We start from the raw sequence: 13631 nt of genomic DNA, 5'->3' as shown, positions 1-13631 counted from the left end.
TTATAAGTAATAGGCATAATAATAGATAAATTCCCATTTTTCAGATTATTTTTAATTCTCCCAATGTCCCAAAATAAGTATACTTAAAACTTTACAGATTCTGGTAGCTTGCAGAAGTTTATTATTTATATATTAAGGAAGTGCATCAATGGAGCACTGATGCACAGGTGATCTACTGGAGTTGTGCGTGCACAAACAAACTAGCCTACTATTAGATTTTTGCATAAAGTCTAAAACCATACAGGGGTAAATTACTTGTAGGGCTGCAGTATTGCAGGGTAGGATACTGCAAACGTATCAAATTCTTTTAGCTATCATTAGGTAAATAAGCCAGTAGAATTTTTCATCAGTTATGAGCTCTATTTGAAATGCAAGCCACTCAATATATTATGTTGGTATGGGTAATCTGAATTCAGTACTTATTTTCCACCCATATTATAATCCTACACCTTAATAAAATTATGCAAATTACTTGTATAAGTATCCTTGCTGCTTTTTAATTCCTATGAGTTATTGATTAACTTATCACCAATGCTACTTATGTGTTGGTATATACCTAGATTAGGTCTAACATAATTATTGATTTACCCTTAAGTTATTTTCCCCCTAAAATCCCTGTTTGCCTATTACTTTGTGAAGATTTAAATTAGGCTTTCTAATAATAATTTTTCTATAGTTTTATAAGGGAAAGAGAAAATACATCAATTTGTTAAAAGCCAGTGATACAGTAGTCAATTTATCTACTGTTTTAATATAAGCAGTTAAAAAATCCCAATATTATTTCCCAATACAGAATTTACTAAATATACGATCAAGTAAAGATTCTGTTATATTTTCTCCTGTAATTTCCCCTAAAGCATCAATTGCTCCCCGCAAGTCAATTGTCCAGAAATCCAATGGCAATTTTCCAAAAATAGTGGTTTGTACTTCTTTTAATAATATTTTAGCCCTTATTAGTGCGGCTTGTTGTCTTTGGTTAATAACTAATTCCATATCTGTGGTTTGTACTTTTCCTAATTGTATGATTTCAAAAATTGCTATTTCCAAAGAGTCAATACCTTGATTTTTGCCAACAGCAGTACAAATCTGGAATGCTGGTTCTTGGATCTGCAATTTCAAGGCATTTATTTGATCTTCATCTAAAAGGTCAATTTTATTAATTACTAATATTAGTGGGTAATGCTTTACTTGAGCGTAAATTCCCTCATCTTCAACTGTCCATCCTTGGGATGCATCGATGATAAATAATATCAAATCAGCAGCATTGGCTGCTTTGAGGGAACGCTCCACACCAATCTTCTCTACTTGGTCTTGTGTTTCCCTAATTCCTGCTGTATCTAGAACTTGAATGGGAATTCCTTTCAAAAGCAACTCGGACTCTACCACATCACGGGTTGTTCCTGGAATATCTGTCACAATAGCACGATCACTCTGGCTCCAGGCATTTAATAAGCTGGATTTACCCACATTTGGTCTGCCCACAATAGCAACTTTTAGTCCTGTACGTAACAATTGACCTTTGTCAGCGGTTGCTATTAATTCAGTAATATCTGTGGCAACTTGTTCAATTTGTCGTACTATTCTTTTCGGATCTAATGGAGTTAAGTCTTCCTCAAAGTCAATTTGTGCTTCAATCTCAGCGAGAATATCTAAACATTTAGCCCGTAGGTTATAGATAGAGTGAGCAAGTTTTCCTTGCAAACCAGCTAAAGCATATTGGGCAGCCTCGGGAGATCTTGCCCCCACCAAATCAGAAATACTTTCAGCTTGGGTTAAATCTAATCTGCCATTTAAAAAGGCCCGCAAGGTAAATTCTCCTGCCCGTGCAAGTCTGGCCCCATTTTCTAAACATAGTCGCAAAACCTGTTTTACTACTATGACACCCCCATGACAATGAAACTCCACAACATCTTCACAAGTGTAGGAACGGGGCGCTTGCATGATTAAGAGTAAAGCTTCATCTACAACTTGTTTTGTTTCTGGATTACAGATATGGCCGTAGAGAATATGATGTGATTCCCAAGACTGTTTTCCTGGTGTCTTAAACAGAGTTTGGGCAATATGCATGGCAGAAGTACCAGACACGCGCACAACACCTATACTGCCTTGTTGAGGTACAATGGCAGTTGCTATTGCGGCTATGGTTCCTGTAGTAGCGAATATTTCTGACATCGGAAGTTTAAATTCTGAATTAGGTAAAATTTTGTATTTCGCTGTGTTTATAACCTAAGGAAGTAATTTCAGGGCGTTGTCCCCATATACTGCTTTTCCTCAGAAGTCAGCTGTGTTTAGGAACAATCGAATTTTATTACAAATTATCTGGCAAAATTTTTCGAGACTTCTGCACAGAGGTAAGGGTTGGCAGACTTTTTACAAGTAATATGTTTGGTATATTTTCCTCTAATTTTGGATGTTTATAAACGAACAGCTACCAACTATTTTAAATAAATTGTATTGCGTTTAATAAAATCATATGAATCTTCTCTTAATTCTTAGATTCTTAAATTGCAATCAACATTTGACAAACTTTATTTTGAGTCAAACCTGGACAGATTTTCTAGCTTCCAGTAGGTGAAAATATAAATGATATTAATATTTAAACGTATAGACGAAAATATTTCTGCCTAGCAGCCTATGTATTGTAATCTGTCATTTTACCAAAAAGACAACAATATTTAAGGAGGTTTAAATGAAGGATAACATCAATATCAATTGTCAGGAATTTTGTATTAAGGGCTGTATTTTGGGGGATGAATGCCCAAATATTAAGTATCAAAAAGCTACATCTCAGTTTATCCAAGACACACCTTTAGACAAAATATTAGAAATTGCACAAGCTTCAAGACTTAAGAAAAGAATTGGGCCACCAAGAAAATGATTTTTGAGAATAAGATCATTTAGTTTTATGTATAGGATAATGCTGGAAGTAAGCTGCAATTTTATAACCTGACACAAACAGAGCTTCGGACACGTAAGAAACAAAAAGATTGGGGAACGCAATGTGTGTTATTAGTTTATTGTTTCTTACGTGTTGTACTAGCTCATTCAAATTCATAGAAATTTATTGTATTACCTTTTATGAGAGGGAGAAATTTTCAGGGACTCCACCAGTAATTTTATGGGAAATTTTAACTGAGTTTAAATGATTTGTAAAAAGCTTCATCTTAAGTTAAGAGCACATAAGTCTATTTTTTTGTAAAGCCTAGTAAATGCCATAGAATAATATTTCCACAGCTCAGTGTTATTAAGGCATCAAATTATAATCTAAATTCTTCGATATGTTTGAGATAAACTATACTTCTTCACTACATTATGATGTAGCAGTCAAGCCATAATATTATTACAAATGACACAGAACTCTTCATCTGCTCATAGTGTTAGGAGACTATCATTATCTAAGTGAGCTGATTCTCTTTTCTCAATAGTTAGATTACTTAACTTCTATTCTGATGTCATTAACTTTTTGACATTTTTGTCTAAATATTTTAAGTTAGCTCATTTAAGTCATCTGAATCTTGACAAAGTTGCTGTAATTTCTGTAGTTGAGTCTTGCGAGAAGCACGGCGGTATTTTTTTATTTCTAGTTTAGGTTCGTACTGCTTTTTACCTTTTTCTTTAGTTTTTAACTTCACTTTTGGCTCCGGATCACCTTGTTTTTGTAAATGAATTTTATGAGTGATCGCTAATTCCAAAAAGCATAAATAATGATCGTATCTTTCCCAGTTCCCTCTTACTACACAATCAGGTTCATCTCGATGTAAACAGTTACTAAAACGACAACTTGTGACCAGCAATTTTCGTCTAATTTCTGGGAAAAAGTAGGCTAATTCTTCAGGGCTACAATCTAAATCTGGCTGATTAAAACCAGGGGTATCTGCCAACAGACCACCATGAGGTAATTCAAATAGCTCCACATGGCGGGTAGTATGACGGCCACGAGATAATTTCCCAGATACTTCACCTACCCGTAACTTTACACCAGGAATTAATAAATTAATCAAACTGGATTTACCCACCCCAGAAGCACCAGCAACAACTGTTACCTGATCTTGAAGATACTGGGCTAACACCTCGATGTTTTGTTGCTGATAAACGCTAACAAATAATGCTTGGTAACCCCATTCAGACAAACGTCGACCTAGTGATTCTTGCTCTGAAGAAGAAATTAGATCACTCTTATTCAAACATAAAATTAAATTTAAACTCTTAGACTCAGCTTTTACCAAAAACTTGCTCAATTGGTAGGGTTCTAAAGGAGGTTCTGCCACAGCAAATAATAAAAGAACTTGACTAACATTAGCGATTGCTGGACGGTCAAACTCACTGGTGCGGGGTAAAACTTCTGCAATTGCTCCCCTTGCCCCAGACCAATCTACCTCCTCAATAATAACATGATCACCAACCATGACATATTGTCCTACCTTTTTCAATCGTGTCCTACGAGTACAAAGAAGAACTTGAGGAATCGAGGTAACCCCCCGACAGTTTTTCAAATCTAGTTGTACTTCATAGTAATTAGCCTGCACAGCCAATACTGTACCTATTAACAATCCCGTATCCATGAATTATCCTGTGATATCAGAAACCCCCCTATCATGCAGAAATCACAGAACATCTGACTAATATAGCAAAATAGTCAGTGCAGTCTATTATTTCTTCCACCTCATAACCTGCCATGGTCAGACTATCAGGAACTTGTTCAATCGGCTCACCAATATCCAACAATACTTCCAATAAGCTTCCTGGTTTCATCCGTTCCAACTGAATTTTTGTACGCACAAAATTAATTGGACAAGGAGTACCTCGTAAATCCAATTGGACATCAGGATATGGAAAAGAAGATACACTCATCGTTGGTGAAATAAACTACCTAGAAAACCTTCTATACCACCTTTGCCAGTGCGTTCACCTTTAATACTTGCTAGTTTTTCTAACAATTCCCGCTCTTCTGGCACTATCTTGTTAGGAATATCAATTAAAATAGTGATCATGTGGTCTCCCCGGCTTACTGGATTACCCAAACGGGGAACACCATGATTTTCTAATTTCATCACCGTATTTGGTTGAGTCCCTGGCGGAATAATCATTTCTACCAGACCATCTACCGTATTTATTTCCAAACGGCAACCTAGAATTGCCTGCAGATAACTAACAGTGATCTCAGAAATAACATTAATACCATCTCTTTGAAACTCACTATCCTCATTTACAAGTAAATAAACATACAAATCACCTGCAGGACCATTACGCTGTCCAGCATCTCCTTCTGCTGAAATCCTCAGGCGGGTGCCGTTATCAACACCAGCAGGAATGGTAATTTTTAGTTTCTTGGTGATTTGATTTGCACCTTTACCACCACAGGCATCACATTTATCCTCAATGACCATCCCCGTACCATTACATGTAGAACAGGTTGAAACTTGAGTAAAACTACCAAAAGGAGTTCTAGTTAACCTTCTCACTTGACCAGAACCACCACAGGTGGAGCAAGTTTGAGGACGAGTTCCTGGCTTTGCACCCGTGCCATTGCAAACACCACAAGTTTCTAAATGGGAAATACGAATTTCCTTTTCCCCACCAAAAACTGCCTCTCGAAAATCTAGCTTCAGATCTAAGCGTAAGTCATCTCCCCGTACTGGTCCACTACGCCTCTTCTGGCTTGGACCCCCCATGCCAGACCCAGCAAAGCCACTGAAAATACTCTCGAAGATATCCGCAAAACCACCCATATCTCCCACATCTTGGAAACCAGAGCTCCCAGTGCCAGAAACTCCTGCCTCTCCAAACCTATCATAACGAGCACGAGTTTCTGGCTCTGATAGTATTTCATAGGCACGGTTGATTTCCTTAAACTGCTCATCAGCACCCGGGTCCTTGTTAACGTCCGGGTGATACTTTCTGGCCAGTCGGCGGTAAGCACGTTTGAGTTCTTCCTTGTCGGCGTCACGAGAGACACCAAGAATTTCATAATAATCGCGGGCCATATAGCAATTAGGAAAGGTAAAAGTCAAAGGACATATAAATTCAGATAAGCAGTGCCTTATGAACGAGGTAACTGACTAGTTATGATTACCGCCAGATTTTCCCCAGGTAGACAACTGCCAATAGACAAAAGGCAAAAGACAGAAATTAATTTTTGTTAATAGTTGATTCTACCCTTTGCGATTGATAAAAACCATCGGTAGTTCATAGAATTTCAGATATTTCTCTTGTAGGACTTTGAATAATAGTAATATTGTGGGGCTGACTTTCCATATTTACAATTGTGCTACGCATTTGAACAAACTCCCCTATCTAAGATGTCTTGAGACTAGCCGCACTTCCGAGTGTAGAAGTCAGATTTGTCTTTTCTGTTACTTTAATAATCATCTAAAATAAATAAGTCATTTACTTTAAACAGATATATATAACTGTTGTAGCATCTGAATAATATACCCAACTTAATTATTTTCCAAAGCTCTGTAACAAGTCAATATCTCTAACATATATTTCTTCAAATATGATATTGACTTAGCTATCACTATATGATAAATAGCAAATCTGTTTCCTTCACTCCTCTGGTTTAAGTTTACCCCCTTTAAAATAGAGGACTGAAAGGTACAATGTATGCTAAGCATCGGATTTTACAGTTCAAGCTAATACCCAACTGATTGAATTTTCGAGTAAAAACGACAAATGTCTAATCTTATATATCTCTGGTCCAACTATATCTTAAATTAATGGTTACAGGCGACCTGATAGGAGCTGTAGTGAATGCCTTGAATGATTAAAGAATAGCCTCAACTGAACCATTAATTATGTTTTCCATAAGTTTAAGACTATTATTCTATCTTAGCAGTAAACACAATTATAGGTTTGTCCACTTTCTAGGCTGGCTTTACCTATATGCATAAGTTACTTAGAGTGTTAGCTTTTCAAGCCTTATTGATATTGCTGAATGTTTAATTTTGTCTCATTACTTAGGAACCGCATATTTTTCTTACTATAGAAAGTAACGTTCTTGAGAGCGTAATCCGGGATTTGATTATGTCATATTGTCTACCCAGAAGTCAGCTATTTCACTCTAACTTATTACCAGTTATTGGTTGATAAATTTTCTCAATCTTTCCTAATTTTTTATTATATAACTATAGCTTTTTCATCGATTAAAAATAGTCTTATATAGCCCAGTTTTTTATTCTTTTTAGGAACAGGGTTTTAAGATATTCTCATTTATATCAGACCTGCCATACATCTTATCTCATTATTGCAATTTTTTTATATACATATAATTATTTTATGGAATAAAACTGATGTAAATATTAATATACATACTACTATAATGGTAGTTACCCCTCCACATTAAAAGCTAATTTACTTTCGTAATAATATTCATATTCACGAAATAAACATAGTAAATTGTAGAAATACTTATTAAGTATGGAAAAAATATAGATAAAACGACTAGCAAGGAAAGCTATAAAATTAAAAATTAGAATAGAACAACTTAGGATAAGTATTAATTTAAACAGTAAAATATTAAGGAAAATCATAATTATATGATTATAATAGGAACAGGGACTAGATAAAAAATCCTGTAAGTAAGAAAAATACTATAAGTTCAAGTAGCCATTAAACTTATAGTAACTGAGAGGAACTATATCCTAATTGAGCATAAAATCTATTGGAACGATATAAGTAACTTACTGCTATGGAAAAAGGTATTTTCTACTAGAGAATAATACCTTTTTGGATGATAAATTAAACTTAGTTATATAATGTTCAGTACAGCTTCTTTAGATAACACTTTACGTAAAAGCATTACCAAATAGAATTGAGTAATACTTTTAGCTTTATATAAACAATTATCAATATTATTAATCGATGAATAAATTACATTAGTTTCTGAAAATATTATGGTTAGATATTAATTTCCATAAAAGCAGAGAAAGTTAATTAATTCAACGACAAAATAATAAAAATCGAGAGTTAATTAAATCACATATGGTTTGTAAAATTACTTTTATTAGCTCGAAATTTAATAATAATAGATCGAGGAAATTGCTACTTTTGGTAAATGGTCGTTTCTTCTTTACTGACTAATCCTGGAACTTTAATTTAATAACAGCAACTATTAAGTTTCACAAAGTTAGTAATAACCAATAATTTGAGCTTATACCATGGTATAAATAAATTTTCATATTTTATTTTTCTAATTTGTTTGAAATATTTAATAAACTAAGTGCTTTATATAACCCAATAACCTTTAGATATTAGAGTATAGATTTAGCCAGTTTATTGTAGAGATGAATTTGGGATTATGGGTCATTCTCAAAAATATAATAGATTTTTTGTATATTGCGATGATATGTGTACTAGATGATATATGCACTATAGTAATGCTTGAATTTGCCACTCGGACTCTTCCTTTAAATTCTTGTATTGAGACATAAATAAATATTTTTTTGGTCTGCTTGTGGCTAGCATTACTTTAGATGGAATTTTTACTTCACCCTAAAAAGTAAGTATTTGAGATGGTGATTTAATGGATTCTAGGCTCTATAGGTTTCAATGAGATTAGGATTTCCCATAATGATGTAGCTACTAAGGCTAAGTAGGGAATAATAGTATTAAGTGCAATAATAGGCCATCTTCTTAAGGCCCCAAAAAATACCTTCCAGTTATTATGGAGAAAATGTTTTAAAATTAGATTCCGACAATATTGACTGGGATATCCCAGCTCTTCTATTTTGGCATATATGGTTGGTAGATCAATGTACTGCATCTTTAGTAAAATCTTTGGCTGTTTCATCCAATAGCTACTACCAAAAGCACTTTCTAGATAAACTTCTTGAGTTACTTTCACACAACCATATGCTGCGCAGTAACCGACCCAATATACCTGGGCTTCCATATTATTAATGCTTTCCGTCCAATGAGCTAAAGCATTTTGAATAATTTTTGTACGATATACTTGAGCACTTAGAAAGCCAATTCCAGAGTGGTTTTCTTCTAAACAGTGTTGGAATACTGCTTTACCATCAGAACTAATTTCCTCTTGTTCTATATCAAAACAACGTTCGTAAATTATTTTGCCTGTTGGTTGATAACGGCATGCAAAATTGAGTATTATCAGCGATAATTCTGGATGTTCTTTGAGTTGAGAAATTATATAACCTAAGGTTCTTTTTTGAATAGGGTCATCGTCACCAATCACCCATAAATATTTACTACTAGCCATATTTATGCAGTAAGCAATATTTCTCATAACACCGATATTAGCATGATTCCTATTATTTTTAATAGGTATAATATCCATAAAACTTAGCTGCCATTTATGAATAATTTCCTGGGTTTGATCAGATGAACGATTATCGGAAATTATAATTTCACACTCTGATTCAAATCCCTGAATTGCTTGAGCTAGCCACGTCAATTGTTGATCTAGTAATTGGGCACGATTATAAGTAGGAATAGCGATTGTCAGTAATTTTCTATTCATGTTTTAACGGAGTATTTACCAAAACTTAATTAATCAAATAGCCTAGCTTCAAAAACCTAATATCCAACTTCTACATCAAAGGAGGAGAAAAATAATAGGAATTTTAAAGCCTTAATCATAATCAAAGGAGATCAATGCAAGGGGAGTTTATTCACAATTGATTATTAACCTCATACAATTTTGCTAAAAAATTATCAATCAAGAATAATTATTTTAACTTAATCTATTATGATAATAATCAGCAAAATTATTATATTGAATCATCACTATTAGTTAGTTGTGAGAGTACACTATTTCTGGCGATTTCCGATTTCGTATTATAAGTCAGATGATTAGCCTTCGAAAAAATACAAAAAATAAAGTGTATCTTTAATTTTTAAAATTTTCTATGAATTTTGAAATCTATATATCAAAATTCACTGAATTTAGATTAAGTTTCTTTAAACAGAAAACACGAATCTAAAAGCTAGTAATACATATTTAGAGCTCCGATATATTTTCAGTAAATCAATCATTTCAAAACAAATCTATATGAATACCATTAATTTTTATAGGGAATAACAAATTGACAAAAGCTTCACTTCCAGAAGAAGCTTTTGTCAATTTGTTGAGTACGAATTAGATATTCTAATTGTTTGAGACGGGTAAATCCTCTAGACATAAAAAAGTCTGTATTCAAATCAATAAGGCTAAACACATCTAATAGTTGTTCCGCACCTTGTTTAGCATTCCAATCACACTTAAAGCCAGGAAGTATGGTGTTTATCTTTTCAAAAGAAACTCGATAACTGCGATTGTCTGCTCCATTATCTCCAAAACTTAATGTGCAGCCAGGAAAAATACCTGCAATAATTTCTGCTATTTCTTTGACTCTATAATTATTTGCTGTATCTCCAACATTAAAGATTTGATTATGAATAATATCTCTGGGAGCCTCTAAGGTACAAGTAATTGCCTTACAAATATCCAAACAATGAACTAAGGGCCGCCATGGTTTACCATCACTGGTCATTTTAATCTCTTTACCAGTCCATGCTAAACCGGCAAGGTTATTCAAAACAATATCAAAGCGCATTCTTGGCGATGCCCCAAAGGCCGTGGCATTACGCATAAAAGTTGGGGAAAAGTCATCATCTGCCAAAGATTGGACATCTTTTTCCACCAAAGTTTTGCAATCTGCATAGGTAGTTTGGGGATTAATAGGGGAAACTTCGGTAACATCTCCTTTGGTTGCAACACCATAGACACTACAAGATGACATGTAAACAAAGCGACGAACCCCTACTTTTTTCGCTAATTTTGCCAGTCTCACAGAACCTTTATGGTTTATTTCATAAGTAATCCGGGGTGTTAGCTGCCCTATAGGATCATTAGATAATTCCGCCATATGTACAACAGCTTCCACGTCTTGCAAATCTTCTGCGCTAATATGGCGGATATCTTTATTCAATGTTTTAGCTGTACTAGTATTATTATTATACAACCAACCAACTTTGTAAAAGCCAGTATCCACACCTATAATTTCGTGACCTTTCTCCATTAATAATGGAGATAATAAACAACCCAGATAACCTTCTATTCCAGTTACTAGTATCTTCATATTATGTATATATCCTAACGAATGGTAATAGGTAATAGATGTTCCTGATGAGGTATTTGCTTGACAATGGCTTTTCCAATTTCAATGGAAGAAGTTGCGGCAGGAGAAGGTGCATTACACACATGGATGGAGTTATCATCACAACAAATTAGAAAGTCGTCTACTAATTTTCCATCATTCATTAAAGCCTGAGCACGAACCCCTGCATGAGTAGGTATTAAATCTCTTTCTTGTATTTCTGGGATTAACTGTTGCAGACTTCTGGTAAAAGCTGTCTTACTAAAAGAACGAATAATTTCCTGAATTCCATTATTGGCGTGTTTTACAGCTAACTTCCAAAAGCCTGAATATGTAATCACCTCAGCAAAATCACGGGCATCAAAGTCGGTTTTCTTATATCCTTCCCGTTTGAAACTAAGAACAGCATTTGGCCCTGCATGAACACTGCCATTAATCATTCGGGTCAAATGAACCCCTAAAAAAGGAAATTCGGGATTAGGAACAGGATAAATTAAACCTTTGACTAAATAGCGTTTTTCTGGAACTAGCTCGTAATATTCTCCCCGGAAGGGTACTATTTTTGCTTTTGGATTAACTTTACCCAATTTTGCTATGCGATCACTATACAATCCCGCACAATTGATCACAAATCGGGTGTAAAAAGTATTATTATTTGTTTCTAATACTTGAGTATTTCCATTATTTATTATTTTTTTACCTTACTATTTAAGCTTATTTTTCCCCCTTGCTGCTGAATTATCTCCACATACTTGAGACAAACTTGCCTATAATCGACAATACCGGTAGAAAAAACTCTAATCCCCCCTAGACAAGAAACGTGAGGTTCAATTTCTTTAACTTCCTCCGGACGAAGACGCTTAACTTTAATCCCATTAGCTAAAGCACGCTGAAATAATTTTTCTAAATGTGGTAATTCTGATTCACTGGTAGCAACAACAACTTTGCCACATACATCATAGGCGACATCATTTTCTTGACAGAACTCTATCATAGAGCGACAGCCATCTCGGCAAAATTCTGCTTTCAAACTGCCTGGCTTATAATAGATGCCGGAGTGAATTACGCCACTATTATGGCCAGTTTGATGAAAAGCCCAAAGACTTTCTTTTTCCAGGACTAAAACTTTGGCATGAGGATAGCGTTGAGTTAAAACCATACCTGTAGATAGTCCAACTATTCCCCCTCCAATAATTGCAAAATCATACATAAGTGTTCGTTATTTTTTAGTTTTATCGATTAGATATACTTAAAAAGTAAAGCCTATAGATTTACCATGTTTTCCAGGGGGCGTCACTCTCCTGCCAAAGCTTCTCCAAATAATTTTTATCCCGCAAAGTATCCATAGGCTGCCAAAAACCCTTATGTTTATATGCAGATAATTGATGCATTACTGCCAATTTCTCGAGGGGTTCTTTTTCCCATATAGTGGAATCATCACTAATTAAATCAATTACTTCTGGTTCCAGAACAAAATAACCCCCATTAATCCAAGCTCCATCACCTTGGGGTTTTTCTCGAAAACTAGTAATTTTAGTTTGTTCATTCTCCAAAAAAATAGCACCAAAACGTCCAGGAGGTTGGACTGCTGTAAGAGTTGCTAGTGTATTTTGCTCCTGGTGAAATTTGATAATTTCAGTGATGTTTATATCGCTAACTCCATCACCATAAGTAAAGCAAAACGTTTGACTTCCAACATGTTCTTGAACCCGTTTTAATCTACCTCCAGTCATAGTTGTATCACCAGTATCTACCAAAGTGACACGCCAAGGTTCTGCATAACCGGAATGTATATTCATTTGATTGAATCGCATATCAAAGGTAATGTCAGACATATACAAGAAATAGTTAGCAAAATATTCCTTAATTAAGTTACCTTTGTAACCGCAACAAATGACAAAATCATTAATACCATGTGCTGCATAAATCTTCATAATATGCCAAAGTATAGGCTTTCCACCAATATTAACCATTGGTTTTGGCCTAATACTAGTTTCCTCACTTAAACGCGTACCCAGACCACCTGCTAAAATAACTGCTTTCATACCTTTAGATCAAATCTCTGAAGATGAATAAGTATATATACACAACTTTCTAATAATGGCAAAATAATTCATACTTGTTGGAATGAATTACCAATAAAAATATGCCTAATTAGCAATTTATCATTGTTGCTACATTACACAATTTAAATGCTATTCTTAATAGTTATATAAAGAGTTAATAAATAAAATAGCATTCATTATTAAAAAGATGATGAAGAAGTGCAGAATATTATTTCAGTATAAAAAACTTACAGTTTATTAAATTCATATGGGAATTAAGAGACAACAGACATTGGGTGGCTAAATAGTTACAATATTTAATATTCAACTATAAAAATATTTGAAATTAATTCAGGTAAAAAATAGATTGTTAGGGTAAAATTTAACTCTTTTCTTAAAAAGAGTTAAGAAATATACTCAAGAAAATGATGTAAATATATTAAGGCAAGCATTTTTTTGTTTCCGGCAAGATAAATTTAGTATAAAC

The 13631-nt window shown here is 34.3% G+C and carries 8 protein-coding genes and 1 pseudogene; 1 reads left to right on the top strand and 8 read right to left on the bottom strand.

All coding sequences use genetic code 11. The features are described 5' to 3' along the window. Positions 1-777: 777 nt before the first annotated feature. A complete protein-coding gene (gene mnmE, locus RINTHH_RS06345; protein WP_008234358.1) occupies positions 778-2172 on the bottom strand; it encodes a tRNA uridine-5-carboxymethylaminomethyl(34) synthesis GTPase MnmE in 1395 nt (464 codons plus the stop codon). 517 nt (positions 2173-2689) lie between these two features. Here mnmE and RINTHH_RS06340 point away from each other — a divergent pair. After that, entirely contained in the window at positions 2690-2878 is a 189-nt protein-coding gene (locus RINTHH_RS06340; protein ID WP_008234356.1) for a hypothetical protein, read from the top strand. 607 nt (positions 2879-3485) lie between these two features. Here the strand turns inward: RINTHH_RS06340 and rsgA are convergent. The 7 genes and pseudogenes from rsgA to rfbF all read right to left on the bottom strand — a co-directional run bounded on the left by rsgA (position 3486) and on the right by rfbF (position 13144). Next, positions 3486-4562 carry a small ribosomal subunit biogenesis GTPase RsgA gene (gene rsgA / locus RINTHH_RS06335; protein ID WP_008234355.1) on the bottom strand — a complete coding sequence of 359 codons (1077 nt, stop codon included), beginning with the start codon at positions 4560-4562 and terminating at the stop codon, positions 3486-3488. A 31-nt stretch (positions 4563-4593) separates the two neighbouring features. Continuing rightward, positions 4594-4851, bottom strand: a complete 258-nt coding sequence (locus tag RINTHH_RS06330; protein ID WP_008234353.1) for a sulfurtransferase TusA family protein — start codon at positions 4849-4851, stop codon at positions 4594-4596. Continuing rightward, a complete protein-coding gene (gene dnaJ, locus RINTHH_RS06325) occupies positions 4848-5984 on the bottom strand; it encodes a molecular chaperone DnaJ (RefSeq protein ID WP_044304784.1) in 1137 nt (378 codons plus the stop codon). Before dnaJ ends, RINTHH_RS06330 begins: the two co-directional genes overlap by 4 nt. Positions 5985-8521: 2537 nt before the next feature. Beyond that, positions 8522-9481, bottom strand: a complete 960-nt coding sequence (locus tag RINTHH_RS06320) for a glycosyltransferase family 2 protein (protein ID WP_008234348.1) — start codon at positions 9479-9481, stop codon at positions 8522-8524. Between the two features lie 577 nt (positions 9482-10058). Beyond that, positions 10059-11081 (bottom strand): NAD-dependent epimerase/dehydratase family protein, encoded by a 1023-nt coding sequence (locus tag RINTHH_RS06315; RefSeq protein WP_008234345.1) that lies wholly within the window; start codon positions 11079-11081, stop codon positions 10059-10061. Between the two features lie 14 nt (positions 11082-11095). Further along, positions 11096-12309 (bottom strand): annotated as a pseudogene (gene lhgO, locus RINTHH_RS06310) (L-2-hydroxyglutarate oxidase). A 61-nt stretch (positions 12310-12370) separates the two neighbouring features. Continuing rightward, positions 12371-13144, bottom strand: a complete 774-nt coding sequence (rfbF, locus tag RINTHH_RS06305; protein WP_008230266.1) for a glucose-1-phosphate cytidylyltransferase — start codon at positions 13142-13144, stop codon at positions 12371-12373. Positions 13145-13631 lie beyond the last annotated feature (487 nt).

Source organism: Richelia intracellularis HH01 (genome assembly GCF_000350105.1).
Lineage (GTDB): Bacteria > Cyanobacteriota > Cyanobacteriia > Cyanobacteriales > Nostocaceae > Richelia > Richelia intracellularis.
This window is presented reverse-complemented; position numbering and strand designations above follow the sequence as displayed.

Bases quoted from the DNA above. Each gene is read 5' to 3' on its own strand.
- mnmE (WP_008234358.1), bottom strand. From the start codon at position 2,172: ATGTCAGAAATATTCGCTACTACAGGAACCATAGCCGCAATAGCAACT.
- RINTHH_RS06340 (WP_008234356.1), top strand. From the start codon at position 2,690: ATGAAGGATAACATCAATATCAATTGTCAGGAATTTTGTATTAAGGGC.
- rsgA (WP_008234355.1), bottom strand. From the start codon at position 4,562: ATGGATACGGGATTGTTAATAGGTACAGTATTGGCTGTGCAGGCTAAT.
- RINTHH_RS06330 (WP_008234353.1), bottom strand. From the start codon at position 4,851: ATGAGTGTATCTTCTTTTCCATATCCTGATGTCCAATTGGATTTACGA.
- dnaJ (WP_044304784.1), bottom strand. From the start codon at position 5,984: ATGGCCCGCGATTATTATGAAATTCTTGGTGTCTCTCGTGACGCCGAC.
- RINTHH_RS06320 (WP_008234348.1), bottom strand. From the start codon at position 9,481: ATGAATAGAAAATTACTGACAATCGCTATTCCTACTTATAATCGTGCC.
- RINTHH_RS06315 (WP_008234345.1), bottom strand. From the start codon at position 11,081: ATGAAGATACTAGTAACTGGAATAGAAGGTTATCTGGGTTGTTTATTA.
- rfbF (WP_008230266.1), bottom strand. From the start codon at position 13,144: ATGAAAGCAGTTATTTTAGCAGGTGGTCTGGGTACGCGTTTAAGTGAG.